This is a genomic window from Novosphingobium aromaticivorans DSM 12444 (assembly GCF_000013325.1).
GTDB classification, from domain to species: domain Bacteria; phylum Pseudomonadota; class Alphaproteobacteria; order Sphingomonadales; family Sphingomonadaceae; genus Novosphingobium; species Novosphingobium aromaticivorans.
Window position 1 is genome coordinate 512,828 of the sequence record NC_007794.1, and the last position, 26,011, is coordinate 538,838.

A 26,011-nucleotide genomic window follows, 5' to 3' on the forward strand; every position below is an offset into this window, starting at 1 on the left:
GCGATCCGGGCGCCCTTTTCGCGTCAGGCCGCCGTTTCTTGCCGCAAGTCGTAGGCACGCTGGGCGGCGGAGACTTCGATCATGCAGGTCTCGGCCCATTCGATCATACCCGACAGCGCACCGACGAGGCCGCGCCCCAGCGGGGTGATCGCATAAGTCACCGAAACGGGTACGGTCGCCTCGGCCCGCCGGCTGACAAGGCCGTCGCGTTCGAGCGAGCGCAGGGTCTGGCTCAGCATCTTCTGGCTGACCCCCTCGATCCGGCGCTTGAGCGCGTTGAAGCGCATGTCCTCGGCCGAGAGCAGCAGGAGGACGAGCGCGCTCCACTTGTCGGCGATGCGATCGAGCAACTGGCGCGTCGGGCAGTTGGCGGCATAGACATCGCCGCGCGGGGCGGGGATGGCGGTCACTTCACGGTGACCTGGTATCGAAATCGTGCCTTCTTGCATGGGCAGGGTCGATAGCGCACCTGGTATCCATTGGAAACCACTGATGGAGAATCGCATGAAAGTAGCCGTTCTGGGCGCCAGCGGCCGCGCGGGGTCGGAGATCACGGCGGAACTCGCGCGGCGCGGCCACGAGGTCGTCGCCATCGCGCGCAAGCCGGAGGCGATCGCGGCCGCGCCGGGCGTCACGGCGGTGCAGGGCGACGCATCGGACCCGCAGGCCCTGGCCGCGCTGATCCGGGGCAGCGATGCCGTGATCAGCGCGCTTCACTTCGACGTGAAGGCCGAGACGCTGCTCTCCGCGCTCAAGGCCGCAGGCGTGCCCCGGTTGCTGGTGACTGGCGGGGCGGCCAGCCTCGAGGTTGCGCCCGGCAAGATCCTGTTCGATGCGATGGACCTGCCCGACGAATGGAAGCCGGCGATCCTGGGCGGCATCGCGTTCCTCAAGGACCTGCGGTCCGAGACCGAAATCGACTGGACGTTCTTCTCGCCCGCCGCCTTCATCGAGGTCGGCCCGCGTACCGGCACGTTCCGGCTGGGGACCGACCAGCTTGTCGTCGACGACAAGGGCGAGAGCCGGATCAGCTTTGCCGACTATGCCATCGCGATGGTCGACGAACTGGAACAGCATCGCCACCCGAGGGCGCGGTTCACCGCAGCGTACTGAACTCTCATACCGACTGGCACATACCGACAGGCGCTATGCCGCGCAGGCCTTGTCCATGATGGCAGCGCCGAGCGTATCGGGTTCGACCGGCAGGTACTGGTCGGCCCGATCCGCGTCGACCGCGTTGCGGGCCAGCACGACGCCATTGGCGGCATAGTCGGTTGCCGCAGCAACCAGCAGGCGCCGACCCGCGCAATCGTAGCGGAACAGCGCGATCTTGCGGGCGGCGTGGAGGCCGTGGGTCCCGGCATAGTCGAATCCCGCCCATACCTGGCGGACGGCAAAAGTCCGCTGCGGGCCGGGCGGCAGTTCGCGGACCGATCCGGGGCGCATCAGCACCTCGGTGCGATCCTCGGCCACGCCGACGACCTTCCAGTCGGCAGACCATCCCTTTGCCGCGATTCCTTCCGCCGCCGCCCCGCCGGAGAAGCCGAGGAGCGCGAAGGGAAGCAGCAGGCTGCGGATGGAGGTCATCGGGTGGCTTTCGGAAAACGTGCTGCGGTGGACGCCCGGATAGCCATGCCGGGCGGCCACGCCAGTTACGTGTTTCTACGGAGTCCCGCGTTGCGACAATCGGGCGGGCAAGTCCTAAGCGCTAGTCCGGCCGACCCTTGAAGCCTTGCGCGATGACGTACCATTCGGACGAATCCTTGCGGCTGGCGGGCGGCTTGGCGTGCTTCACGGTGGTGAAATTCTTCTTGAGAATCGCCAGGAGTTCGGTGTCGGTGCCTCCCGCGAAGACCTTGGCCACGAAGGCGCCGCCCGGGGCCAGCGTCTGGACCGCGAAGTCCACTGCCGTCTCGACCAGGCCCATCGTGCGCAAGTGGTCGGTCTGCTTGTGGCCCACGGTATTGGCGGCCATGTCGGAGAGGACGAGGTCCGGCGGCCCGTCGAGAGCGCTCTGGAGCGCTTCGGGGGCTTCGTCAGCCATGAAGTCCATCTCGAAGATGGTCACACCCTCGATCGGTTCGGTGGGCAGGAGGTCGATGCCGACGATCTTTGCCGCGGGCGCCTTCTTGCGCACGACCTGGCTCCACCCTCCGGGCGCGATGCCGAGGTCGACCACGCGCTTCGCGCCTTTCAGCAGGCCGAACTTCTCGTCCAGTTCGATCAGCTTGAACGCGGCGCGGCTGCGCCAGCCTTCGGCCTTGGCCTTCTTCACGTAGGGATCGTTGAGCTGGCGCGAGAGCCAGCGCGCGGACGAGGCCGTGCGCTTCTTTGCGGTCTTCAGCCGTTCGTGGGGATTCTTGTCGGAACGGCTCATGCGGCTTCGATCCTCTTCCTGGCGCGCGGGTCGGCGCCCCCGGCCATCAAACTGCGCAGGATCCCTTCACGGATGCCGCGGTCGGCGATGCCCAGCCGGTCGGCGGGCCATATGTCGAAAATCGATTCGAGTATCGCGCAGCCCGCGACGACCAGGTCCGACCGCTCGCGCCCGATGCAGGGCACGGAAATGCGCTCCGCCGGGGACATGGTCGAAAGGCGTCGGCTGATGTCGCGCATCGATTCGGCCGGGACGACGAGGCCGTCCACCGCGCGGCGGTCATATTGCGGCAGTTCGAGGTGGAGGCTGGCGAGCGTCGTCACCGTGCCGCTGGTGCCGAGCAGGCGGATGCGGCCCTGCCCTTGCGCCGCGTGGCGCATCGGGGCGACGCGTTCGGCGAAGTCGGCGAAGCCCTCGTCCACCCGGCGACGCATTTCGGCATAGGCGACGGCGCGGGCAACGGGTTCGTCGTCGATATGGCCGATGCTTTCGGTGAGCGAGACCACGCCCCAGGGCACGGATTGCCAGTCGAGAATGCGGGGGACGGTCTCGCCCGTCTCGACCAGCACCATTTCCGTCGAGCCGCCGCCGATGTCGAAGATCATCGCCGGCCCGTCGCCCTGTTCGAGCAGGATGTGGCAGCCGAGCACGGCGAGGCGGGCTTCCTCCTGCGCGGTTATGATATTGAGCCGGATACCGGTTTCCTCGCGCACGCGGTCGATGAAGGCCTGGCCGTTCGTGGCGCGGCGGCATGCCTCGGTGGCGACCGAGCGGGCGAGGTGGACGTTGCGCTTGCGCAACTTGTCGGCGCACACGTGCAGCGCGGCGAGCGCGCGGTCCATCGCCGCGTCGGAAAGGCGCCCGGTCTGGGCAAGGCCTTCGCCCAGTCGCACCACGCGGCTGAACGCGTCGATCACCACGAAGTGTTCGCCCGATGGGCGCGCGATGAGCAGGCGGCAGTTGTTGGTGCCCAGGTCGATCGCGGCATAGGCCTGGCGGTGGTGTGGCAGGGGCTTCTGCCACGGGCCCGGCCGTTCGGATGTGCGTTCCCCCGCCTGAGGCAATGCGGTTTCGGCAGGCGGCAAGGCCGTTTCGGCAAGGCCCTGCGGTCCGGCCTGACGCGCCTGTGCCGGTAGTGATTCCTGCGCTGCGCCGCCCCTTGACGAGGGCGGCCTTGTCTTGCCGGCAGACCTGGGCGGGAGGCTGCTCCCGGCATTGCTGCGTGGCGGACGGGACTTCCGTTGCCCCTTCTTCCTGCCGGAACGCGCGCCTTGCCCACTGGCCGGCGGAATGGATTCCGCCATAACATGAATTCGCTTATGTTTTCCCGCGCCGCATGATGCCGGCCGGGTACTTGACGACAATGCTAGCGATGCGGCGGCGGCGCCGCAAGGTCGGGGCCAAAAATGCCGTTTCAACCGCTTGACTCGCGCCCCGCTGCCGCCTAGTTGCGCGCCTCACGTTGCCCCGTCGTCTAATGGTAAGACTACGGATTCTGATTCCGTCTATCGAGGTTCGAATCCTCGCGGGGCATCCAAAACTTCCCTTTAAAGTGTGACCCTTAACCTCGTGCCCGAGGTTCTGATGGTACCCATGGGTTACCCTGTTTCCCCGCGTTTTCGTCGGGATTTGGGTCTTTTCATGCAACAAATCCGCGACCTTCGGGGCAAAGGCGTAGGCGACGCCATTCGGGTCGCGCCATCCGCATGCGCCGACTCTGCACCGGGCCCGTGGCTGGTTATCTTGTTCGGCCCACCCGGGAGCGAATTGGTCCCTAATCCGGCTGCACTCCGAAGCGGTCGGCCAACTCGTCGGCGTGGAAGCCGTGGGTGTAGGACTGGGGATCGAGCGGCAGCATGGTGGCGTTCCACTTTTCCCACGCTGCCTTGAGCGCGGCGAAGTCCTCGGGCTGGCGGTCCTTCAGGTTCGCCCGTTCGAGCGGGTCGGCAGCCACGTCGAACAGGAATTCGTTTTCGGCGATCCTGAGATATTTCAGGTTGCCCCGCCGCACGGCACGCTGGGCGCGGTTCTTGTAGCGCCAGAACAAGGCGCGTTCGGCGAGCGATCCACCACCGAGAGCCGGCGTAACGTCGACGCCGTCGCTGGGGTGGCCGGGATCGGGGGCGGAGCCGGCAGCGGCAAGGAACGTGGGCAACCAGTCCATCGAGATGATCTGTGCGTCGCTGGTCGTGCCGGCTCTCGTGACGCCGGGCCAGCGCACGATGGCGGGGATGCGCAGGCCGCCTTCGAGCAGTTCGGTCTTGCGACCGCTGAACGGCCAGGTGTCGGAGAAGCGCTCGCCGCCGTTGTCGCTGGTGAATACGACGATTGTGTCCTGTTCGGCCCGGTTCGCCTTCAGCGCTTCGAGGACACGGCCAATCTGATAGTCGAGACGGCGAACCATGGCGGCATAGATCGCCGCGCTGCCGCCATCGAAGTGGAACAGGGCGCTGGGGTCCTTCAGCTTGGCAATGCGGGCGGACTCACTGGCGTCGTCAGGGCCTTCCCATGGCCAGTGCGGTGCGGTGAAGTGCAGGCTCATGAACCATGGGGCCTCGCCAGACGAGGCTTCGCGGATCTCGCTTACGGCACGGTCGGCGAGGAGGTCGGTCAGGTAGCCCGCCCTTTCCACCGGCGTCGGTCCGTCCCACAGGTCTGGCTGGCCGTTGCTGGTGGCGTGGGTGTAATAGTCGACGCCGCCGCTGCGGATGCCCCAGAAGGTCTGGTAACCGCTCTTGAGCGGGTCGAAGTCGGGAAGGCTTCCAAGGTGCCACTTGCCGATGAGCGAAGTGCGATAGCCCGCCTTGGCGAGCAGCGAGGGCAGTGTCGGGTGCGAGGGCGGCAGGCCGATGTTGGGTCGGAACGCGAGTGGTTCTTCCAGGCCCACAGGCAGGCGATACTGATAGCGCCCGGTGATGAGACCTACACGGGTAGCCGTGCAGACCGCGCTGTTGGCATAAGCATTGGTGAAGCGAAGTCCCTGCGCTGCCAGTTTGTCGAGCACCGGCGTCTCGAAATCGCGCCGGCCATAGCAGGACAGGTCTGCGTAACCGAGGTCGTCAGCCATGATGTAGAGAATGTTCGGCCGCCTTGCGCGCTTGCTGGCAATCGCTGGCGCGGCGCCGAGAACCATGGTGGCGGCGGCTCCGCCAAGGGTGGCGCGGCGGGTGAGATTGAAGGAGGAGATCATGTGGCGGTCCGTGATTGCTGCTGGCAATGGACCCGCGCGTGGTCGCGTAAGGCCGCACAAGCCTATCGCGCCCTGTTTAAATGTCTATTTATTATGTAGACAATTTGCCTTTTGGTTGGCGAAGTTATCCTTGCGCGCCGGGCCGGCCCTCAAGCCGTCCCGGCGGTTCCGGGATATTGGCGCAGTGCGGTCCGGTCACGCCGGGGCAGCGACAGCAAGGCTCACAGGCCGGTGGCTGCCTCGCGTTCGGGAGGGTAGCGCGTGCCGACGACGGTGACGGTGGCGAGGAGGGCCTCGATCTCGGTCAGGTCGGTGCCGGTCAGGACGACGTCGGCCGCGCCCAGATTTTCGTCGAGGCGGTGCAGTTTCGTCGTGCCGGGGATCGGCACGATGAACGGGGCCTTGGCGAGTAGCCAGGCCAGCGCAATCTGCGCGGGCGTGGCATCGCGTTCTGCGGCGATCCTCTTCACGAGGTCGAGCAACTGGAGATTGTGCGCGAAGGCGGCTGCCTGGAAGCGGGGCAGGGTGCCGCGGAAGTCGCCATTGGCGACCTGTTCGGCGCTGGTCACGCCCCCGGCAAGGAAGCCCTTGCCGAGCGGAGAATAGGGCACGAGGCCGATCCCGAGTTCGCGGCAGGTGTCGAGAATGCCGTTGCTTTCGACCTGGCGCGTCCACAGCGAGTACTCGTTTTGCAGGGCTGCCACGGGCTGGACTGCATGGGCCCGGCGCACCGTGGGGGCTCCCGGTTCGGACAGGCCGAAGTGCTTGACCTTGCCCTCGGCGATGAGGTCGCGCACGGTTCCGGCGACGTCCTCGATCGGCACCTTGGGATCGACGCGGTGCTGGTAGAACAGGTCGATGGCGTCGACCCGCAGGCGCTTCAGCGATGCTTCGCAGACCTTGCGGATGCGTTCGGGACGACTGTCGGTTCCGCTGATGGCGCCGGTGTCGGGATCGATGTCGAAGCCGAACTTGGTGGCGATGACGACCTTGTCCTTGAAGGGTTCCAGTGCTTCACCGACCATGTCCTCGTTGGTCCAGGGCCCGTAGACTTCGGCGGTGTCGAAGAAGGTGACGCCGCGCTCTGCGGCGGCGCGGATGATGGAGATGCCATCCTCGCGGCTCAGCTTGTTGCGGTAGCCGAAATCGATGCCCATGCAGCCATAGCCGAGCGCGGAAACGGCGAGGCCGGACTGGCCGAGAGTGCGGGTCTGCATTGCGGGAAGCCTTTCGTGAAGCGATGGCGGGAGCCAAGGTTCGTGCGGCCTCCGGATAGACCAACCGGACTTCCTATATTAGATGCATATTTCTGCATGAATTTATATCAGGATCGCATGAATGTTTCGCACCGAGCTTGGCGATCTTTCGGTGTTCCTGGTCGTATCGGAAGAGCGCAGTTTTACCCGGGCGGCAGTGCGGCTGGGTACGTCGCAGTCGGCTGTGAGCCTGGCGGTGCGGCGGCTTGAGGAGCATCTCGGGCTCAAGCTGCTGGCCCGCACAACGCGCAGCGTCAGCCCGACCGAGGCGGGAGAGCAGTTGCTGGCGACGCTCAAGCCTTCGCTTGGCGACATCCGTGACCGGCTGACCTCGCTGACCCGATTGCGGGCCCGGCCAGCGGGGCTGGTGCGGATCACGACGAGCCGGCATGCCGCCGAGACGCTGCTGTGGCCGGCGGTCGATGCCGTGATGGCCCGCTATCCCGACATCGAGGTGGAAATTTCCATCGACGGGGCCTTGACCAACATCGTGGCCGACCGCTTCGACGCCGGGGTGCGGCTGGGCGAGAGCCTGGAGAAGGACATGGTTGCCGTGCGCATCGGGCCGGACCTGCGGATGGCCGTGGTTTGCGCCCCGGCCTATCTCGAAGGGCGCGAGCCGCCGCGCGGCCCGCGCGATCTGGAGGCCCATCGCTGCATCAACTTGCGCATGGCGACGCGGGGCAATCTCTATGCCTGGGAGTTCGAGAAGGACGGCCGGGCGCTGAACGTGCGGGTGGAGGGGGCGCTTATCGTGAATGACGCAGGCATTGCGGTGCGTGCCGCGAAGGCTGGACACGGCCTGGCCTGCGTGCTCGAGGACGAGGGCGTACTGCGCGATATCGAGGCGGGCAATCTGGTACGGGTGCTGGAGGATTGGTGCCCCCCCCTTCGCGGGGCATCATCTCTACTATCCGGACCGGCGCAACCTTTCGCCCGCGTTCCGCGAGGTGCTGGACGAGCTGCGTCTGCGCGCAGGCTGACTGCGTCGCGCGCCCTCTTGCGCTTTGGCGCGCCGCAGCCGAACTATGAGGCATGACAGAAGAAGAAAAGCTGCACGAGCTTACCAAGCGCAAGTTCTACAAGGCCGAACAGGAAGCAGGCTTCGTTGAAAGCCAGCCCCGGACAACTCCACAGCAACAGGACCCGGCCTATCGGCTGGCATTCCGCGACACCGACTTCCTCCTGCGCGAGGAACTTCGCCCGGTCCGCTTCCAGCTTGAGCTGTTGAAGACCGAAATGCTGCTCGATGAAGCTGCGATCGGATCAACGCTGGTCGTCTATGGCTCGGCCCGCATCCCCTCGCCCGACATGGCCGAAGCGGCCATGTCGACGGCGACCACGCCCGAGAAGAAGGCGGTGATCGAACGCCTCGTGGCCAAGGCGAAGTATTACGAGGAAGCCCGCAAGCTGGCCTATACGGCCAGTTCCTGCGGGCTGGTCGAGGAAGGCAAGCGGCAATTCGTGATCTGTTCGGGCGGCGGTCCTTCGATCATGGAGGCTGCCAACCGGGGCGCGCAGGAGGCCGGGGCTGAATCGATCGGGCTCAACATCGTGCTTCCGCACGAGCAGGCACCCAATTCCTTCGTTACGCCGCACCTCTCGTTCCAGTTCCACTACTTCGCGCTGAGGAAGATGCATTTCCTCCTGCGCGCGCGGGCGGTCGCGGTGTTCCCCGGCGGCTTCGGCACGTTCGACGAGTTCTTCGAGATGCTGACGCTGATCCAGACCGGCAAGATGAAGCCGATCCCGATCCTGCTGTTCGGCAAGGACTACTGGAGCCGCGTGGTCAACTTCGAGGCACTGGCCGAGGAAGGCGTGATCAACTTCGAGGACCTCGAGCTGTTCACCCCGGTCGAAACGGCGGACGAGGCCTGGAAGCACATCGTCGATTTCTACGATCTCGATTGTTGAGGCGGTGACGATCCGGACGCCGCGACTGGTCCTGCGCCCGGTGCGTCCTGAGGACGACCTGCCGGCGATGCACCGGATCATGCGCCAGCCGCGTGCGATGGCCTATTGGTCCACCCCGCCGCACGCGAACGAGGATGAGACGCGCGAGTGGCTGGCCAACATGGCGGACATTCCCGCCGCGCTTGGCGAGGATTTCATCGTCGAGCTGGAGGACCGGGTGATCGGCAAGGCGGGGTTCTACCGGTTCCCTGACCTTGGTTACCTGTTCGACCCGGATGTCTGGGGGCAGGGGCTTGCCCGCGAGGCGGTGGAGGCGGTGGTCGCGCGCGGCTTCGCGGTGCATCGGCTGCCGCGCGTCCAGGCCGATGTCGATCCGCGCAACAAGGCCTCGATCCGGCTGCTGGAGCGCCTCGGCTTCGTCGAGACGCACCGGCAGGCGCGCACGTGGCTGGTCGGCGAGGAATGGTGCGACAGCGTCTATTTTGCGCTGACGCCCGAGGCGTGGGATCAGCGCACCGCGTGATGGCCCAGCGGGCCGTGTCCCGCACCGAAGCCGGGCGCGGCGAGCAGGGCGGCGCGGACGAATTCGCGCGCGTCCTCGACAGCCTCGTCGAGGGGCGCGCCGAAACCCAGGAAGGTCGCGATCGCGCTCGACATCGTGCAGCCGGTGCCGTGGGTACTGGTGGTGGCGATGCGCGGCGCGGTCCAGGTGCGGGCCTCGCGCCCGGGCACGACCAGGCGGTCGGTCACTTCCGGCCCCTGGGCATCTCCGCCCTTGGCGACGTAGGCCACGCCGCGCGCCTGCATGGCCGCATCGCCGCCGAGCGCTTCCAGTTCGGGCACATTCGGCGTGGTCAGCGTGGCGATTGCCATCAGCCGCTCGAAAGCAGCGACCGTGGCCGCGTCGGCCAGGGCCGCGCCGCTGGTGGCAATCATCACGGGGTCGAAGACGATGGGCACGGCCAGGCGTTCCAGCCTGTCTGCAACGATGGCCGCGATTTCGGGCGAGCCGAGCATCCCGATCTTCACCGCATCGACGCCGAGGTCGTTCACGCAGGCGTCGATCTGCGCGGCGACCATGTCTGGGGCGACCGGCAGGACCGCATGGACGCCGGTGGTGTCCTGCGCGGTGAGGGCGCAGATGGCGGTCATGGCATAGCCGCCCAGCATGGTGATCGTCTTGATGTCGGCCTGGATGCCGGCGCCGCCACCGGAGTCCGAACCGGCTATCGACAGGATGCGGGGCGGGGCGGACATGTCAGCCCTTGAACTTGCGCGTCGTCGACGGCGGATGCTTGGCGTGGAGCGCCTTGGCCCGCGTTGGCCGGTCCATCAGTTCCCCGCCGCAATTGGGGCAGCGGTCGTCGAGGTCGTCGGCGCATTCGGCGCAGAAGGTGCATTCGAACGAGCAGATGAAGGCGCCGGGCGCCTCGGCCGGAAGGTCGGCGCCGCAACGCTCGCAATCAGGGCGCATTTCAAGCATTTCAGGCGGCCTTTCGCACGGCGTCGCAGATCTGGTCGACGACCGCTTCGACTTCGTCCGCATCGTCACCCTCGGCCATGACGCGGATGAGCGGTTCGGTGCCGGAGGGGCGGATGACGAGGCGGCCCTTGCCGGCAAGGCGGGCCTCGGCCTCGGCAATCGCCTCTTTCACCGACTTGGCCTCGAGCGGCTTGCCCCCGGTAAAGCGCACGTTCTTGAGCAGCTGGGGGACCGGATCGAACAGGTGGAGCAGTTCGCTTGCCGGCTTGCCCGAGGAGACGAGCGCGGCGAGGACTTGCAGCGCGGCGACGGTGCCGTCCCCGGTGGTGGCGTGGTCGGTCAGGATCATGTGGCCCGACTGTTCGCCGCCGACGTTGAAGCCTCCCGACCTCATGCGCTCCAGAACGTAGCGATCGCCGACGGCGGTGCGTTCCAGGGTGAGGCCGTGTGCGTTTAGGTGTCGTTCAAGTCCGAGGTTGGACATGACGGTCGCGACCACGCCGCCGCCGCGCAGTTCGCCGCGGGCGGCAAGCTGGGTTCCGATCAGCGCCATGATCTGGTCGCCGTCCACGGTCTGGCATTTCTCGTCGACGACAATCAGGCGGTCGGCGTCGCCATCGAGCGCGATGCCGATGTCGGCGCGGGTTTCGCGCACTTTTGCCTTGATCGCGTCAAGATGGGTGGAGCCGACGCCGGCATTGATGTTCTTGCCGTTGGGCTCGACCCCGATGGCGATGACTTCGGCGCCGAGTTCCCAGAGCGCGGAGGGCGTGACGTGGTATGCGGCGCCATTGGCGCAATCGACGACGATGCGCAGGCCGTCGAGGCGGACATTGTCGGGCAGGCTGGCCTTGACCGCATGGATATAGCGGCCACGCGCGTCCTCGATGCGGCGTGCCCGACCGACTTGCGCGGCGTCGGCCAGCGGCAGCTCCTGCAGGAGCATGGATTCGATCGTCAGTTCGGCTTCGTCGGAAAGCTTGTAGCCATCGGGGCCGAACAGCTTGATGCCGTTGTCCTCGAACGGATTGTGGCTGGCCGAGATCATCACGCCGAGGTCCGCGCGCATCGAACGGGTGAGCATGGCGACAGCGGGCGTGGGCATGGGGCCGAGCAGCACCACGTCCATGCCGACCGAGGTGAAGCCGGCGGTCATCGCGCTTTCCATCATGTAGCCGGACAGGCGGGTGTCCTTGCCGATGACCACGCGGTGGCGGTGCGTGCCGCGCTGGAAATAGGTCCCGGCAGCCTGGCCGACCTTCATCGCGATTTCGGCAGTCATCACACCGGAATTGGTCCGACCCCGGATGCCATCGGTGCCGAAGAACTTGCGTGCCATGAAACGTCCCGTGCCTGTTTGCGCTGCAATGCGTTGCATTGCCCGCCTACACCAATATTGTCACCAGCGCATGAAACAATCCGAACTTGCCACGAGCGACCAGGCGCCGGCCGCGCCGCCGATTTCCACGATCCGCGCCGGGTGGATCTTTGCCGCGCTGGTGGGCGGGCTGGCGCTGGGCCTTGGACTGGCCTTCGCAGCGCCAGCCGCGCTGGAGTCGGTGCTGCTGGTGGTGGAGCCCATCGGCAATCTCTGGTTGCAGGCCTTGCGTGGGACGATCGTTCCGCTGGTTGTCGCCCTGCTGTTTACCGGCATCGTGCAGACGGTGGCGGCAGCGCGGGCTGGCGCCCTTGCGCGGCGGGCGCTGCTGTTCTTCGCGTCGGTGCTGGCGGGCGGGTGCGCAATGGCCGCGGTGCTGGTGCCCGCGATGCTGGCCGCGTTCCCGATGCCCCAGGCGGCGGCGGATGCGCTGCGACAGGGCGTAGCGCAGATTCACGACAAGGCGGACGTGCCGGGCTTTGCCGCGTTCCTCCAATCCATAGTGCCCGCCAACGTGCTGCAATCGGCCGCGTCCGACCAGATCCTGCCGGTGATCCTGTTCACGTCGGTCTTCGCGCTGGCGGCGACGCGGCTGACCGATGTGCAGCGCCGGACGCTTGCGACGTTCTTCGAGGCGACCGCCAATGCGATGCTGGTGGTGATCGGATGGGTCCTGCTGGCCGCGCCGGTCGGCGTGTTCTGCCTTAGCCTTGCCGTCGCCGCGCATAGCGGCACGGCGGCGATCGGGGCGCTGGCGCATTATGTGCTGGTGGTGACGGCGGCGGGTGTCGTTGTCTTTCTTGCGGCTTACGCCGTGGCCGTCGTGGCGGCACGGCAGCCTTTCGGGCGGTTCGCCCGCGCGATGTTGCCCGCACAGGCGCTGGCGCTTTCGACGCAATCGTCGCTGGCGACCTTGCCCGCGATGCTCGGCGTGTGCCGTACGCTTGGTGTGCGGGCGCAGACTGCCGATCTGGTACTGCCGCTGGCCGTCGCCCTGTTCCGCGCGACGGGGCCGGCGATGAACCTCGCGGTGGCGATCTACGTGGCGCACTGGTTCGGGATGGAACTGACGCCCTCGATGCTCGTCGCGGGGTTTGCAGTCGCGACCCTGACCACGCTGGGCGCGGTCAGCCTGCCCGGGGCAATCAGCTTCGTGACCTCCATCGGCCCCATTGCAATTGCGATGGGTGTCCCGGTCGAACCGCTGGCGCTGCTGGTTGCGGTCGAGGTCTTGCCCGACCTCATGCGTACCTTGGGTAACGTGACCATGGACGTTGCCGTCACTGCGGCGGTCGACCGCGCCCACGGGCCCGGCGAGTAGCGTTTACTGCAACTGCCTTTCCGAAAATTTCAACGCAAAATCAGTACGTAACGGCTCTATCTGGCGCAACCGGCGCGCGCCTTGCGCGTTGGTATGCGAACGAAGTTGCACGAAGGACGCCAAGCCGATGGCCATTACCCTGCCTCCCCTGCCTTATGCCGACGACGCCCTGGCGCCGGCGATCTCCGCCACGACGCTGCAGACGCACCATGGCAAGCATCACAAGGCCTATGTCGACAAGACCAATGCGGCGATCGATGGGACGGATCTGGCCGGGGCCAGCCTCGAGCAGATCATCGCGGCTGCCGATGCCAAGGGCGACAAGGGCCTGTTCAACAATGCGGCCCAGAGCTGGAACCACGCATTCTACTGGAACAGCATGACCCCCGACGCGGCGACGCCAACGGGTGAGCTTGCCGCCGCGATCGACGCGGCATTCGGTTCGCTGGACAAGCTGAAGGCCGAGCTGGCCGCGCAGGGCACCGCCCATTTCGCCTCGGGCTGGGTGTGGCTGGTGTCGCGCGGTGGGAAGCTTGCGGTCGAACAGACGCACGATGCGGCGACCTTAGCCACGGGCGATGCGAAGCCCCTTCTCGTGATCGACCTGTGGGAACACGCCTACTATCTCGATCACAAGAACCTGCGTCCGGACTACCTGAAGGCGGTGATCGAGAAGCACCTCAACTGGACTTTCGCCGCCGAGAACCTGGCGCGCGAAGGAACCTGGACCTACCCGGCCTGAGCTGCGCCGGCCGTTGAATTATCGGGCGGTCCGCCCTCGTCGGGATCATCATCCATCCCGGCGAGGCGGCCCGGCTCGAACAATGCCTCGCCGAACAGGAAGCCTACCAGGTTGGGCTTGCCGATGTGGTCGAGCAACGCCGACACCGTCAGCAGGATCGGCACCGAGAGCAGGGCGCCCAGAACGCCCCAGATCCACGAGAAATAGCTGATCGAGATGAGGATCGCGACCGGGTTGACCGTGAAGCGCGCGCCCAGGATCGATGGCGTCACCACGTTCGATTCGACTGCATGCAGGCCGAGGAAGGCGAGGGCCGGCAGCAGGCCAACCGCGACGGTCGGGGCCGTGCCGAGGCCGACGAGACCCAGCAGGCCCATCATTACGAGCGGGCCCAGATAGGGCAGGAAGTTGAGCACGAACGCGAGGCCGCCCCACATCACGGGTGCGGCTAGGCCGAAGCTCCAGGCCCCCAGCGCAACGAGCACGCCGACTCCGAAGTTCACCTGCGCGACGGTGAGGATGTAGCTGGCGACCCGTTCCTGCACGTCGCGGAGCACCCGGGCGAGGCGCACCGACGCGTTGAAGGTGTGCCGGTCGAGCAGGATGCGCCGCTTCATCCGGATGCGCGCCTCGATCATGAAGAACGTCATCAGCAGCGTGAGCAGAGTTTCGAGGATCACGCTTGGCGTCGCGAAGGCGACCTGCTCGATCACCGAAGGGCTGGCGACGACAACCTCGCGCGCGGAATGCCCGGTGATGCGGGCAAGCTGGCGGTTGACGTCGGCGATCCACCACAAGTTGCCGCGCAACTCGGCGAACCTGCGCGCGACCTGGCGCGCGAGCGTCGGCACCTGGTCGACCATGACGAAGGCCGGTTGCAGGATCAGAAGCAGCGCCATGACCACGACCGCCACCAGGGCGAGGATCGCAATGAACGAGGCGAGGACGTTGGGCAGGCCCATGCGCGTCAGCCTGTCGGCCAGAGGCGACAACACGATCGTGAAGATCATTGCGGTGACGGGCGGCAGGAAGACCACCGATCCGATCGAAAGCACGAAAGGCAGGGCAAGGAACAGGCCCAGGCCAAGGAGCAGGACGATGGCCGATTGCAGGCGTGCGCGACGGTCGGGCAGGTCGTCGTCTGCCGGAGCGATTGAAGCGGAGTCGGGCAGAATCGGCTGGTTCACCTGTGGGACGGGCCTGCGCAAGGAGTAGGACCAGTTCCATTCACCGGGCCGCGCCGGCGATCAAGGGGCGCGAGGACCGGGGTGGAATTTTCTTTGCGCAGCGTGACCTTCTTGCCGGATGGCGGGAATCCGAAAATCTACGGGAAATGCGGGCCGATCAGCGGTGCTTGCCGGCCTGCACGGTTTCCTCGAGTTCGCCCATGATGGCTGAGTGAGCCTGGGCGTCGTCGGTGCTGCGCCGCGGAATCTGGCCATTCTCGATCATCTGGGAAAGTGCGGCGCGGGCGCGGCCGACGCGGCTCTTGATCGTGCCGACGGCGCAACCGCAGATCTGCGCCGCTTCCTCGTAGCTGAAGCCGCCTGCGCCGACGAGCAGCAGCGCCTCTCGCCGTTCGGGCGGGAGCGTGAGCAGCGCGCGGTGCATGTCCGAAAGGTGCATTGGTCCTTCCTGCGCAGCAGGCGCAACGAGGATGCGTTCGGCGACGGTCTCGTCATAATCGGCGCGGAAGCGGTTGCGGCGCATGTCCGTGAGGTACGCATTGCGCAGGATCACGAAGGTCCATGCGCGCATCGACGTGCCCGGTTCGAACCGTTCCTGCGCGGCCCATGCCTTGAGCAGCGTTTCCTGCACGAGGTCGTCGGCGAGGTCGGGCCGACCGCACAGGCCACGGGCGAATGCGCGCAGATGCGGGATCACGGAGGTGAGGTCGCGTTTGAACGCCGCCGGGTCGCTCGCCGGTCGCGGGGGCGTGCCTGCGTCAGCCATGCGACGAGTCGTCCAGCTTGTCGAGCAGTTGGGCAAAGGTATCAGGCAGCGGTTCGTCCAGCACGGAATCGTACAGTCTCTTCAAGCCGTCAGCCCATTCCGGAGCCTGTGGCTTTCCGCCCTTCCGGCGGACTTGACCCCGATTCATCGGTTTTTCTTTCGACATTCGCTCTGACAACGCCTCCCCCTCCAGGGATAATCCAAACAGACCGCAGGGCGCGGCAGATGCGTACCTACACTAACAGCCGACCGTTGCTCCAGCAGCGGTCAGCGGTGGTTTGATGTTGGAACGATATGGGGCGCCGTCGGTTCCCGCTTTGCAGCATCGCAGAACCATTTCCTTTGCGTGGCGATCGGTGCATGGACACGAATGCCAGATCGTTCCGGACGGGACGCAAGGAGGGAATCAGCTCAGGATGGAGAAGCTTCTTTCGGGAAAGAAGCTCACGCCGAGATGGTACGAGCGCTTTCCGCGCGGCGTGCCGCTGGGCATTTTCGGGCTGACGATGGCCGTGACCATGCTCAGCGTGTTCGCCATCGAGAACGCCGAGTATCGCCGGCAGACCGCGCAGACGGCGCAGACCGCGCAAGCCGTCGCATCGGGCCTCGAGCGCCGGTCGAACGCCAATGCCGCCTACCTGAGGTCGAGCGCCGCGCTCTTCGCCACGCAGCAGATGGTGGAAGCGCCGCTGTTCCGGACCTTCATCCGCCAGCTCCATCTCGATGGGCGCTATGTCGGGTCCGATGGCATCGGCTGGGCGATGAAGGTCTATCGCGACGATATTCCCACCGTCGAGGCGATCATGCGCGACGGGGGCAACCCCGGTTTCGCGGTGCGCCCGACACCCGAACCGGAACGGCCATTTGTCGTGCCGGTCATGTTCCTTGAACCCGATACGCCGCGCAACCGGCGGGCCATCGGCTTCGACATGTTCTCCGAAGGCGTACGCCGCACCGCGATGAAGGCGGCCGAGCGCACCGGCCAGCCCACAGCGTCCGGCCATGTCGTGCTGCAGCAGGAAGGCCGCCCGGATGGCCTGCCGGGCTTCCTTGTCTACATGCCGGTCTACACCCTTCAGGAAGACGGCCCGCGCAAGCTTCGCGGCTTTGTCTATTCGCCGTTCAATGCGCAGCGCTTTCTCGAATCGTCGATCGATGTGAACCATCTCGATGGTGCCGGCGTGCGGCTCTATGACGAAGATGCCGGCGGACTGGTCGTACTTGCCTCTGTTGCGCCCGCAGAGGTTTCCGGGCGGGTGATCCGGCGTCCGATCGACATATCGGGACATCGCTTCATGCTCGAGATCGAGGCGCCGGCGACTGCGATGCTGTCGGTGATGTCGGTGATGACGCTGCTGTTCGGCCTGCTGGTGGCGACCTTGCTGCTGGTGCTGGCGCGTCTGCTTACCCAGCAGGCAGTGGAGGACCGAATCGCGCTGGCGTGGTTCGAGCAGCAGTCCTCGATCCGCAATTCGCTGACCCGCGAACTGAACCACCGCGTGAAGAACACGCTGGCCAACGTGCTTTCGATCATTTCGCTCACGCGGCGCCGGGCCACGAGCCTGCCCGAGTTCGCGGACAGTCTAGAAGGGCGCATCCGTGCGCTCTCGGCGACGCATGACCTGCTGACCCAGTCGGATTGGGGAACGACGCCGATCGAACTGGTCATCCGGGCCGAGCTTGCCCCTTATGCCGGGGATACGCAGCGGCATGTGGAGATGGGAGGGCCGGAAGTGGAGCTGGCGCCCAACGACGCGCTATCGCTGGGTCTGGCGATCCACGAACTGGCCACGAACGCAGCCAAGTACGGGGCGCTCAGCGTCGAGAAAGGGCGCGTATCGGTCCGCTGGGAACTGGCCGGCGAAGGGCAGGCGCGGATCGAATGGGTCGAGCGCGGCGGTCCTCCGATCGATCAGGAGACAAAGCGCAAGCGCGGCTTCGGGACCGAGCTGATCGAGAAGATCGTGGCGCACGAATTGCGCAGTCCGGTGGACCTGCGGTTCGAGACCGAAGGTGTGCGCTGCAAACTGCTGGTGCCGGTCCGCCGGAAAAGCGACTTCGCCATACGACAAGGCCGCGCCTGACGGGGCGCGGCCTTGCGGTTTTCAGAGTGAGCCGGGATCAGCCGAGCGGACGGCTCGAGCCGAAGAACAGGGCCTGGCTGATCGCGGTGCGCACGGTCTGTTCCTGGAACGGCTTGGTGATGAGGTAGGTCGGTTCCGGACGGTTGCCGGTCAGCAGGCGTTCCGGATAGGCGGTGATGAAGATAACCGGTACCGACCCGATCTTCAGGATGTCGTCGACCGCATCGAGGCCGGAGCTGCCGTCAGCGAGCTGGATATCCGCGAGGACAAGGCCGGGCTGTTCGCGCTGGACGATCTCGAGCGCCTGGGTGCGAGTTGCGGCCATGCCGCAGACGTCGTGCCCGAGCGAGCGCACGAGGTCTTCGAGTTGCATCGAGATGAGCGGCTCGTCCTCGATGATGAGCACGGAGGTCGCGGATTCGCGGTCGATTTCGGCGATGGCGTCCTGCACGAGGCTTTCCACGTCCTCGGGCTCGCGGTCCATGATGTAGGCGGCATCGTCGATGCTGAAGTCTTCCAGCGTCGTGAGCAGCAGGGCCTGGCGGTTTGCCGGCGTCATCGCGGCCAGTCGTTCCTGGGCGGCAGCTTCGTGCTGCCCGAGGCTTCCGGACGAGCGGTCCGCCGTGTCGACATAGGCGGTCGACCAGACCCGGTTGAACGCATGGTAGAGCTGTGCGCGACCCTCGCCGATGGTGGCGCGCAGGTCGTCGTCGGCCAGCGCGGCCTCAAGCGTCGCGCGCACGAACGAATCGCCGGCCGACTGGCTACCCGTCAGGGCGCGGGCATAGCGACGCAGGTAGGGAAGTTGATTGGCAACCTTGGCACCCAGAGACATTCGTACCCCTTCCGACAGTATCGTGCGCCACAACGCACGGTACAGTCATCCGGTTCCCGGCGAAGGGCAAGCAGGATTCGGCATCCCGGCATCGGTCACCGAGGCAACCCAATCGGCAAGGAGATCAGGCGAAGCGGGCTTGCCGAAGCGGGCCGCGAAGTGGCAGCTTTCGAACACCTCGCCCGAATCCAGCGCGGAGCTTATCGCAACCCTGCACCCGGCTTCGTGAAGGCGCCGGGCAAGCTCTACGGAATGGCCATCGGGCAGTTGCAGATCGAGCAGCGCTGCCTGGGGCAGGTTCTGGGTGATGATTTCCTCGGCGCGGGCCAGTGTTGTGGCCACCTGCACACCAAAGCCGCGCTCGAGCAGAGCGTCCTCGATCGCCATCGCCACGAGCAAGCCGTCTTCGACGACAAGGACCAGCGGCGGTTCTTTGATGGTAGCCGTCACGTTCTGTCCCGCTTCCTCGAAAATAACGGGTTCCCGTAGTGCACATCCCGGGAACAAACCCTGTCATTTGACATAGCGCATCCAGGGCGGGGCTGATTTGTACCGCCGACAGGGAGTGCGGATGGCAAGAGACGACGAAACCGGCCTCATGGTGGAGAATGCCGCAGCGCGGTGTGCACAGTGCCCGCTTGCGACGTGCGAAGGGCTGCGCCAGCCACCCGATGAACTGCGCGCGTGGATCGCCGCGTTCCGCCAGGGCGAGGCGCGCTTTGTCAGGGGCGAACAGGTCTTTGCGCAGGGCTTGCGCCTGCGGCATCTCTACACTGTCCTCTCAGGCGTGCTGATGCGTACCCGGCTGCTCGAGGATGGGCGGCGCCAGATCATCAATTTCATGTTTCCGGGAGACTTCATCGGCCTGCAGGCGGCGCTTGACGGCGAAATGAGCCATGCGGTCGAGGCGGTGACGTCGGCCACGCTCTGCGTCTTTGCGCGGGACCGCTTCTTCGAACTGGCGGCACTTCAGCCGCGTCTTTCGTTCGACCTGACATGGCTTGCCGCGCACGAGGAGGCGGCGCTCGAGGAACACATCGTCTCGCTCGGCCAGCGCAACGCGCGCGAGCGGATGGCGGCCCTGGCGGTTTTTCTCGTCCAGCGAGGCATGGACACCGGGCTGGCCCCCGACGGTATCCTGCCGATCACCGTGACCCAGGGCCAGATCGCGGACATGTTGGGACTTTCGCTGGTCCATACCAACCGCACCTTGCAGGCGCTGCGGCGGATGGGGCTGGTCGACTGGACGCTTTCCGCGATCCGCATCCCCGACATGGATGCCGCCCGGCGGATGGCACGGATCGACGGCGTCGGCGCCTCTGCGCCGCGTCCGTACATCTGAAAATCGGCTCTGAAAAAAATTTCCAAAAAAGTTTCGCCCCCGGGAACCGCTCCACAAGACGCTCGTTAAGGGCATGTCACCGCCGAGACCCCCCCTCCCGTCCAAGCGGCTGGTGATACGATCCCGAAAGGTCCCCGTCGGAAGCGGCGGGGACCTTTTTTCGCGGAGTCGGGTCCCCGGTTGCGCTCGCGCGGCCGGGGAAGTCCGGGGGAAAGTTCAGTCGCTTCCCGAAAGCGCGTTGCGTATGCGGCCGAGCAGGCCGCGCGGCTTTTCGCGCCGTACGAGCGCGATCAGGTCCTCTGTGCGGAAGGGCTTGGCCAGAACGTGGCCCAGTTCCGCGGCGGACTGCGGGATCGAATCCGGCGTCGCGGTGGTGAACAGGATCAAGGGCGGGCTTTCGCCAAGCTGGATCGCCAGCTCGGCGAGCGCCCAGCCATCGTCGCGGTCGGCCAGATGGACATCAAGGATGAGAAGCGCGGGCACCGCCCGTTCAAGCCGTTCCATTGCGTGCGCGATGCTGGCGCAGATTTCGACCGGACTGGCCCCCGCCTCGACTAGCGCTTCGGCAATGTCGGTGGCGATCAGCCCGTCATCCTCGACGACGAGCGCACGTCCCAGCGGACCGGGCCGGCGGCGCCGCACCGGCTTGTCCTGGTCCTGGCCGGTCGTAAGCAAAGCAATCGTCCCTCATCTGCCTGCCATCCGAACGCTGTGACGCGCGCGACGTTCCGGCAGGCAGATGCTCCGGCCGGCAGGCAGGTGTTATCCGGCGATCAGCGAAGCGGCTTGTCGTAGATAACGTATGCCTTGTTGACGTGGCTGTCGATCGCTTCGGCGATTGCATTCATCCCCTGGTTGTCGTCGAGAATCCAGCCGATTTCCCCGCGCGATGCGCCATATTCACGCACCGAGTTCTGCCGGATCGCCTCGATCATCATGAAGGCGAGCTGGCTGGCGAGGCGCGAGGCCTGGAGGCGCTTGCGCACGCCCATCAGCGGCACGCGCATCGTGCGCACCCGAGGCTTGCGCAGCCAGAGCAGAAGCTTGGCCCAGTTGAAGGGGAAAAGCTTTCCTCCCATAGGCTTGAGCACTTCGTTCAGGTCGGGCAGCGTCATCATGAACGCTACCGGCTCGCCCTCATACTCCGCCACCATGATCAGATCCTCGCGCACGATCGGCTTGAACTTCTTGCCGGCGTACTTGATCTCGGTGTCGGTGAACGGGACGAAGCCCCAGTTGTCCGACCAGGCATCGTTGAGGATGTCGAGGATCAGCGCGGCTTCCTCGTCGAAGCGCGACTTGTCGACGTTGCGGATGCGGATCTTGGCGTTCTTGTGGCCCGACTGGACGATCCGCTGGATCAGCGGCGGGAAGTCCTTGGTGATGTCCAGTTCGTAGGTGTTCAGCGTCTTGGCTGGCTGGTAGCCGAGGGCCTTGATGTAGGCGTCGTAGCGCTCCGGCTGGTGGCCCATCATGACCGTCGGCGGATGGTCGAAGCCCTTGACGAGCTGGCCAGGCTCCTCCCAGATCGACATCGACAGAGGCGCAAGGACGCGGGTCATGCCCTTTTCGCGCAGCCATTCCTCGGCGCGGCCGATCAGCGCGCGCGCCACCGCTTCGTCCTCTGCCTCGAGCAGGCCCCAGTTCCCGGTTCCGGGACCCATGCCCTGCTGCGGGTCCATCGCCAGAGCGAGACGATCGATATGCGCCGAGATGCGGCCGACGACGGCGCCGCCGCGGCGTGCAAGGAAAAGTTGCACGTCGGCGTGTTCGAAGAACGGGTTCTTGCCCGGAGTGATCAGTTCCTCCGCTTCCATCCGCAGGGGCGGTACCCAGTTGGGATCGTCGGCATTCAGGCGATAGGCGAGGTCGATGAAGGCCTTGCGGTCAGCCTTGCCGGAAACGGGAGTGATGATTACTTCGCCCTGAGCCACGATCTTGCCTTTGTTTGCGGGTAAGCGGGATTTGCCGGGGGAACTGCGGTTCAATCCGGCACAATGTCAAGCCATCCGGCGCGTGTGGGAACGCCGAGGGCGCAAAAGACCGGGACCGACCTTGGGCCGGCCGGGAAAACATGGGTCTCATTGGAATTTCAGGCATGATCGCTACCGATACGCTCGACCATACCGCCGCCGCTCCGGCGCAGCCCACGCTGCCACGCGGACTTGCCGGCACGCCCGACGACAAGGAAATGCTGCGCGCTGCCGTGGAGCTGACGCGCGACATCGCGGTCGCACGGCCCGAAATATACTGGCCTGACATGCTGGCATCGGCCGCGCTCGGTTATGGCGCGCTGGCGGGAGCGATCCTCAGTGCCAATCCCTTCATCGCCACGCTCTGGGGTGTCGTGGCAGCGCTCGCGCTGTACCGCGCGCTGCTGTTCATCCATGAGCTGACGCACATCCACAAGAATGCGCTGCCGGGCTTCCGCTTCGGCTGGAACCTGCTCGTCGGCATTCCCATGTTGACGCCGTCGCTCATGTACGAGGGGGTGCACACGCTCCACCATGCGCGCACGCGCTATGGCACGGCGGACGATCCGGAATACCTGCCGCTGGCATTGATGAAGCCGTGGTCGCTGCCGCTGTTCATCCTTGTCGCGATACTGCTTCCGGTCGGACTGCTGATCCGTTCGGCCGTTCTGGTGCCGCTGGGCGCGGTTATCCCGCCCTTGGGCCGGCTGGTGTGGGAGCGTGCTTCGGCCCTATCCATCAATCCCGATTTCCGTCGCCGCCCGCCGGAAGGCGAGTTTGCGCGGATGGTGTTCTGGCAGGAGCTGGGCGCGTCCGCATGGGCCCTTTTCCTGGTGTGGTGGAGCGCGACGCATGGTTGGCGCCCGCTGCTGATCGGCATCGCCGTCATCTCGCTGACGGCGGTCCTCAACCAGATCCGCACGCTCGTCGCGCATCTGTGGGAGAACGAGGGCGATGCGATGACGGTGACGGGGCAGTACCTCGATTCGGTCAACGTGCCGCCGCCGGCGGTGCTGGCGCCGCTTTGGGCACCGGTGGGCCTGCGCTATCACGCGCTGCACCACCTGCTGCCGTCGATGCCGTATCACTCTTTGGGCGAGGCCCATTCGCGGCTGAAGAAGCACCTCGGACTGGAATCGACTTACGAGAAGGCCAATTACCGAGGGCTTCTGCCGCTGGTCGGCCGCCTCGCGCGCAGCACGATGATGCCGCGCTGAGGCGACCAGGCCGGCTCGCTCAAGCGGCGGGCCGGCGGTTCCAGGGCATCTTGGCCAGGAGCCTGGCCATCCCGCACCACCCGGTGGTGCCTGCCATGACGAGGCCTGCTCCGACGAAGGCCGAGAGCGCGACGAACGCGGTCGAAACCGTCAGCGAAAGCAGCACGCCGGCAAGGATCAGCGCGCCGGCCGTGATCTGTACCTGGCGCATGATCTCGAGCGGCGCGCGGCGGTCCTGTTCGACCGGAAGGCCGGCCGCGGCCCAGGCGTCGAGTCCGCCTTCGAGCATGTAGGCAGGACAGTCGGACATGGCGGACAGCCGCGCGGCGTTGCCGGCGGTGCGCATTCCCGACTTGCAATGATAGATCACTGCCTGCTTGCCGGAGACAGGTGCCAGTTTCGCAACCGGCACATTGCGTGCGCCGGGTATGCGAAGCCGGCGGTGTTCGTCAGGCTCGCGGATATCGATGAGGGTTGCGCCTGTGGCCATGAGCGCGCGGGCGTCGGCGGGGGAGATGGTGGGCATGTTCATGGCCACCATATATTAGATTTTACGAAAATTAGCAAGATCTAATTTAACGTCATTCCTCGGTGCGGATCAGCACCGTCTCGCCGATCAGAAGGAACAGCACGAACGGAGCCCAGGCCGCAAGGAACGGCGGATAGGCGCCGAAATTGCCCATCGCGAGCGCGGCATTGTCGAACACGAAATAGGCGAAGCCGAGCGCCATGCCGATCACGGCGCGCACGAAGAGGTGTCCGGATCGCGCAAGTCCGAATGCGGCCACCGCGCCCAGCAGCGGCATGAGCAGTGCCGACAGCGGGCCGGAAATCTTGTGCCACCACTTGCCGTCCAGTTCCGTGGTGCGGAAGCCCGCATCCCTGATCGCTGCAAGCGACCCGGTAAGCTGGGTGAGCGATTCGGCGTCGGCGTCCACCCGGCTGATCACGACCTGTACCGGCTCGACCGACTTCGCAAAGACCTCGCTGGCGGCAAGGGCGGTCTTGCGGGCGCTCTGCACGTCGAACATCACCGGCTCGCGGAAGCGCCAGCCGGGGTTGGCGTAGCTTGCCGAAGGGGCGGTGACGATTTCGGTGACCATGCCGGTCGGATCGCGACGATACCAGCTGACACCGGTCATGTGCATGGCCTTGCCCTGGCCTGCGACCGACCTCGCGAACAGGATGTTCGGGCCATCCTGCAGCCAGACGTTGGACTTTGTCGCCGATTCGACCGGGATCGGGCCATAGTCCACGTCCTGCCAAGCCTTCAGCGTGGAGGTGGACCTGGTGACGATCCGCTCGTTGAAAGCAAAGGTGACGACCGACGTTGCCGCCGCGACGAGGAACAGCGGAGCCAGCACCTGATGCGCCGAAAGGCCGGCCGCCTTCATCGCGATGACCTCGCTGTTCTGGTTCAGCGTCATCAAGGTGATGATCGTGGCCAGCAGCACCGAATAGGGCAGGAACCTGCTGACGAGCTGCGGCATGCGCAGCGACACGTAAGTCAGGAGTTCGCCCTGTCCGTTGCCGGGCGCGGCGAGGACCGCGCCGCTTTCGCTGAGCAGGTCGAGCATCTGCAGGACCAGCACGAGCATGAGCAGAACGGCGACGATCCGCACCGCGAACATTTTGGCGATGTAGATCGCAAGGGTGCGCGAGGGGAAGAATTCAAGCTGCATTGGCGGCCTCTTCCGTCGCACCGGTGGCGGCTTCGCCGGGCAGGCGCTTGCGCTTGAACAGCCTGCGCACCGCGCGCGAAATCTTGGAGAAAACGGTTTCGAGCGCGCCGATCGGCTGTCCGCCGGGAACGTATGCGATGCGCCAGTACATCCAGACGATCAGCGCCGCGAAGACCACGAACGGTCCCCACAATGCGATGACAGGGTCCATCCGGCCGAGTGCGGCCACGTCCTGCCCATACTGGTTGACCTTGTGGTAGGCCACGACGAGAACGATGGAGAGGAACACGCCCAGCGCCGATGTCGAGCGCTTGGGCGGCACGGCAAGCGCCACTGCGAGCAGCGGCAGCAGGAACATCATCACCACCTCGACGAGGCGATAGTTGAGGCTTGCCTTGGACTGGTTGCGGATTTCTTCGGAATAGCGGTCGTTCCAGCCGATCTGCAGCAGTTCGGGGAGGAAGTATTCGCGGTCGGCGTCGCCGCGCTGGCGGAACTGCTCGATGCGGGGCAGGTCGATGGGCAGGTCGTGGCTGGCGAAGCTCAGCACGCGGGGCGAAGCGATGCCGGGACCATCCTGCACGATCTGGCCGTCGGTCAGGCGCAGGATCACAGTGTCGGGGCTTTCCCGGTTGGCGAAGAAGCGGCCTTCGCGCGCGGAGATCACCATGACCTGGCCGTTGGCGGTCTGGATGCGGGCGAAGATGCCGCGCAGGTCGCGTCCCTCGTCGCGGCTGGCATCGACGCGCAGCGCGGTGCGGTCCTGCAACGAATTGAATTCGCCCACCCGGATCGATGCGCCAAGCGCACCGGAACGCAGTTCGAACTGGAGCTGTTCGTAGTAGTAGCGCGAAAGCGGCTGGAGGTAGCTGACGATCAGCAGGTTGAGCGCGGCCAGCGCGATCGCGAACATGTAGGGCACGCGCAGCAGGCGCGTATAGGACAGGCCGACCGCGCGCATCACGTCCAGCTCGGAACTCATCGCCAGCTTGCGGAAGGCGAAGAGGATGCCGAGCATGAGGCCGAGCGGGATGGCAAGGCTGGCATATTCCGGCAGCAGGTTCGCCAGCATCTTGAACACGACGCTTACCGGCCCGCCCTGCGTCGCCACGAAGTCGAACAGCTTCAGCATCTTGTCGAGGATGAGCAGCGACGCGGCGAGCACGAACACCGACAGCATCGGCACGAAGACGAGCCGGGCGATATAGCGGTCCGTGGCGGTAAGTAGTTTCACGGTCTCGGACTACTTGGACAGGGCAGGGAA

At 65.9% G+C, this 26,011-nt stretch carries 27 protein-coding genes, 1 tRNA gene and 1 pseudogene; 10 read left to right on the plus strand and 19 right to left on the minus strand.

The window, feature by feature from the left end; all coding sequences use genetic code 11:
- Window positions 1-23: 23 nt before the first annotated feature.
- Window positions 24-410: a winged helix-turn-helix transcriptional regulator gene (locus tag SARO_RS02350; protein WP_011444131.1), complete on the minus strand. Its 387-nt coding sequence runs from the start codon at window positions 408-410 to the stop codon at window positions 24-26.
- A 94-nt stretch (window positions 411-504) separates the two neighbouring features.
- Between SARO_RS02350 and SARO_RS02355 the strand changes: the two genes are divergently transcribed.
- The gene (locus SARO_RS02355) at window positions 505-1,113 is read left to right on the plus strand and encodes an NAD(P)-dependent oxidoreductase (protein ID WP_011444132.1); all 609 of its coding nucleotides are present in this window, start codon (window positions 505-507) and stop codon (window positions 1,111-1,113) included.
- 33 nt (window positions 1,114-1,146) lie between these two features.
- On the opposite strand, the gene SARO_RS02360 is transcribed toward SARO_RS02355, so the two are convergent.
- From SARO_RS02360 to SARO_RS02370, 3 genes are all read right to left on the minus strand, one after another.
- Window positions 1,147-1,647: a hypothetical protein gene (locus SARO_RS02360; RefSeq protein WP_011444133.1), complete on the minus strand. Its 501-nt coding sequence runs from the start codon at window positions 1,645-1,647 to the stop codon at window positions 1,147-1,149.
- A gap of 61 nt (window positions 1,648-1,708) precedes the next feature.
- Entirely contained in the window at window positions 1,709-2,377 is a 669-nt protein-coding gene (locus SARO_RS02365) for an RlmE family RNA methyltransferase (protein WP_011444134.1), read from the minus strand.
- Window positions 2,374-3,681, minus strand: coding sequence for a Ppx/GppA phosphatase family protein (locus tag SARO_RS02370; RefSeq protein ID WP_011444135.1), 1,308 nt, complete (start codon window positions 3,679-3,681; stop codon window positions 2,374-2,376). The genes SARO_RS02365 and SARO_RS02370 overlap by 4 nt, the downstream gene beginning before the upstream one ends.
- Before the next feature lie 159 nt (window positions 3,682-3,840).
- Between SARO_RS02370 and SARO_RS02375 the strand changes: the two genes are divergently transcribed.
- Window positions 3,841-3,914 (plus strand) — tRNA-Gln (locus SARO_RS02375).
- Between the two features lie 237 nt (window positions 3,915-4,151).
- On the opposite strand, the gene SARO_RS02380 is transcribed toward SARO_RS02375, so the two are convergent.
- Together SARO_RS02380 and SARO_RS02385 are read right to left on the minus strand one after the other, a co-directional pair.
- The gene (locus SARO_RS02380; RefSeq protein WP_041549976.1) at window positions 4,152-5,567 is read right to left on the minus strand and encodes a sulfatase family protein; all 1,416 of its coding nucleotides are present in this window, start codon (window positions 5,565-5,567) and stop codon (window positions 4,152-4,154) included.
- A gap of 221 nt (window positions 5,568-5,788) precedes the next feature.
- Entirely contained in the window at window positions 5,789-6,784 is a 996-nt protein-coding gene (locus SARO_RS02385; RefSeq protein ID WP_011444137.1) for an aldo/keto reductase, read from the minus strand.
- 121 nt (window positions 6,785-6,905) lie between these two features.
- Between SARO_RS02385 and SARO_RS02390 the strand changes: the two are divergent.
- From SARO_RS02390 to SARO_RS02400, 3 genes and pseudogenes are all read left to right on the plus strand, one after another.
- Window positions 6,906-7,806 (plus strand): annotated as a pseudogene (locus SARO_RS02390) (LysR family transcriptional regulator).
- A gap of 52 nt (window positions 7,807-7,858) precedes the next feature.
- Entirely contained in the window at window positions 7,859-8,737 is an 879-nt protein-coding gene (locus SARO_RS02395) for an LOG family protein (protein WP_011444139.1), read from the plus strand.
- Between the two features lie 4 nt (window positions 8,738-8,741).
- Window positions 8,742-9,260: a GNAT family N-acetyltransferase gene (locus tag SARO_RS02400; RefSeq protein WP_011444140.1), complete on the plus strand. Its 519-nt coding sequence runs from the start codon at window positions 8,742-8,744 to the stop codon at window positions 9,258-9,260.
- Here SARO_RS02400 and thiD read toward each other — a convergent pair.
- From thiD to glmM, 3 genes are read right to left on the minus strand one after another with little or no spacing between them, the layout of a single operon-like run.
- Window positions 9,245-9,994 carry a bifunctional hydroxymethylpyrimidine kinase/phosphomethylpyrimidine kinase gene (gene thiD, locus SARO_RS02405; protein WP_011444141.1) on the minus strand — a complete coding sequence of 250 codons (750 nt, stop codon included), beginning with the start codon at window positions 9,992-9,994 and terminating at the stop codon, window positions 9,245-9,247. The genes SARO_RS02400 and thiD overlap by 16 nt on opposite strands.
- Before the next feature lies 1 nt (window position 9,995).
- Window positions 9,996-10,220 carry a DUF1272 domain-containing protein gene (locus SARO_RS02410; protein WP_011444142.1) on the minus strand — a complete coding sequence of 75 codons (225 nt, stop codon included), beginning with the start codon at window positions 10,218-10,220 and terminating at the stop codon, window positions 9,996-9,998.
- A gap of 1 nt (window position 10,221) precedes the next feature.
- Complete coding sequence (gene glmM, locus SARO_RS02415; RefSeq protein ID WP_011444143.1) at window positions 10,222-11,559, minus strand: phosphoglucosamine mutase; 1,338 nt, start codon at window positions 11,557-11,559, stop codon at window positions 10,222-10,224.
- A gap of 70 nt (window positions 11,560-11,629) precedes the next feature.
- Here glmM and SARO_RS02420 point away from each other — a divergent pair, with 70 nt between their 5' ends.
- Window positions 11,630-12,919: a dicarboxylate/amino acid:cation symporter gene (locus tag SARO_RS02420; RefSeq protein WP_011444144.1), complete on the plus strand. Its 1,290-nt coding sequence runs from the start codon at window positions 11,630-11,632 to the stop codon at window positions 12,917-12,919.
- A 127-nt stretch (window positions 12,920-13,046) separates the two neighbouring features.
- On the plus strand, window positions 13,047-13,661 hold the full coding sequence (locus SARO_RS02425) for a superoxide dismutase (RefSeq protein ID WP_011444145.1): 615 nt from the start codon (window positions 13,047-13,049) through the stop codon (window positions 13,659-13,661).
- On the opposite strand, the gene SARO_RS02430 is transcribed toward SARO_RS02425, so the two are convergent.
- The 3 genes from SARO_RS02430 to SARO_RS21570 all read right to left on the minus strand — a co-directional run bounded on the left by SARO_RS02430 (window position 13,649) and on the right by SARO_RS21570 (window position 15,780).
- Entirely contained in the window at window positions 13,649-14,848 is a 1,200-nt protein-coding gene (locus SARO_RS02430) for an AI-2E family transporter (protein WP_041549979.1), read from the minus strand. The two genes, SARO_RS02425 and SARO_RS02430, sit on opposite strands and share 13 nt — an antisense overlap.
- Window positions 14,849-15,005: 157 nt before the next feature.
- Complete coding sequence (locus tag SARO_RS02435; protein WP_011444147.1) at window positions 15,006-15,614, minus strand: sigma-70 family RNA polymerase sigma factor; 609 nt, start codon at window positions 15,612-15,614, stop codon at window positions 15,006-15,008.
- Window positions 15,607-15,780, minus strand: coding sequence for a NepR family anti-sigma factor (locus tag SARO_RS21570; RefSeq protein WP_011444148.1), 174 nt, complete (start codon window positions 15,778-15,780; stop codon window positions 15,607-15,609). Before SARO_RS21570 ends, SARO_RS02435 begins: the two co-directional genes overlap by 8 nt.
- 250 nt (window positions 15,781-16,030) lie before the next feature.
- On the opposite strand from SARO_RS21570, the gene SARO_RS02440 reads away from it, so the two are divergent.
- On the plus strand, window positions 16,031-17,698 hold the full coding sequence (locus tag SARO_RS02440) for a CHASE domain-containing protein (RefSeq protein WP_011444149.1): 1,668 nt from the start codon (window positions 16,031-16,033) through the stop codon (window positions 17,696-17,698).
- Between the two features lie 37 nt (window positions 17,699-17,735).
- Here SARO_RS02440 and SARO_RS02445 read toward each other — a convergent pair whose 3' ends face one another.
- Window positions 17,736-18,533, minus strand: a complete 798-nt coding sequence (locus tag SARO_RS02445) for a response regulator (RefSeq protein ID WP_011444150.1) — start codon at window positions 18,531-18,533, stop codon at window positions 17,736-17,738.
- A 45-nt stretch (window positions 18,534-18,578) separates the two neighbouring features.
- Entirely contained in the window at window positions 18,579-18,983 is a 405-nt protein-coding gene (locus SARO_RS20070) for a response regulator transcription factor (protein WP_011444151.1), read from the minus strand.
- A gap of 121 nt (window positions 18,984-19,104) precedes the next feature.
- On the opposite strand from SARO_RS20070, the gene SARO_RS02455 reads away from it, so the two are divergent.
- On the plus strand, window positions 19,105-19,875 hold the full coding sequence (locus tag SARO_RS02455) for a Crp/Fnr family transcriptional regulator (RefSeq protein WP_011444152.1): 771 nt from the start codon (window positions 19,105-19,107) through the stop codon (window positions 19,873-19,875).
- 216 nt (window positions 19,876-20,091) lie between these two features.
- Here SARO_RS02455 and SARO_RS02460 read toward each other — a convergent pair whose 3' ends face one another.
- Both SARO_RS02460 and SARO_RS02465 read right to left on the minus strand, forming a co-directional pair.
- Window positions 20,092-20,550: a response regulator gene (locus SARO_RS02460; RefSeq protein ID WP_011444153.1), complete on the minus strand. Its 459-nt coding sequence runs from the start codon at window positions 20,548-20,550 to the stop codon at window positions 20,092-20,094.
- 98 nt (window positions 20,551-20,648) lie between these two features.
- Entirely contained in the window at window positions 20,649-21,809 is a 1,161-nt protein-coding gene (locus tag SARO_RS02465) for a GNAT family N-acetyltransferase (protein ID WP_041549981.1), read from the minus strand.
- Between the two features lie 164 nt (window positions 21,810-21,973).
- Between SARO_RS02465 and SARO_RS02470 the strand changes: the two genes are divergently transcribed.
- Window positions 21,974-23,065 carry a fatty acid desaturase family protein gene (locus SARO_RS02470; RefSeq protein ID WP_041549983.1) on the plus strand — a complete coding sequence of 364 codons (1,092 nt, stop codon included), beginning with the start codon at window positions 21,974-21,976 and terminating at the stop codon, window positions 23,063-23,065.
- A gap of 19 nt (window positions 23,066-23,084) precedes the next feature.
- Here SARO_RS02470 and SARO_RS02475 read toward each other — a convergent pair whose 3' ends face one another.
- Genes SARO_RS02475 through lptF form a run of 3 tightly spaced genes read right to left on the minus strand, consistent with a single transcriptional unit; the run spans window position 23,085 to window position 25,981 of the window.
- On the minus strand, window positions 23,085-23,597 hold the full coding sequence (locus tag SARO_RS02475) for a rhodanese family protein (protein ID WP_041550639.1): 513 nt from the start codon (window positions 23,595-23,597) through the stop codon (window positions 23,085-23,087).
- A 49-nt stretch (window positions 23,598-23,646) separates the two neighbouring features.
- Window positions 23,647-24,747, minus strand: a complete 1,101-nt coding sequence (gene lptG, locus SARO_RS02480; protein ID WP_011444157.1) for an LPS export ABC transporter permease LptG — start codon at window positions 24,745-24,747, stop codon at window positions 23,647-23,649.
- The gene (lptF, locus tag SARO_RS02485) at window positions 24,737-25,981 is read right to left on the minus strand and encodes an LPS export ABC transporter permease LptF (RefSeq protein WP_011444158.1); all 1,245 of its coding nucleotides are present in this window, start codon (window positions 25,979-25,981) and stop codon (window positions 24,737-24,739) included. Before lptF ends, lptG begins: the two co-directional genes overlap by 11 nt.
- Window positions 25,982-26,011: the final 30 nt, after the last annotated feature.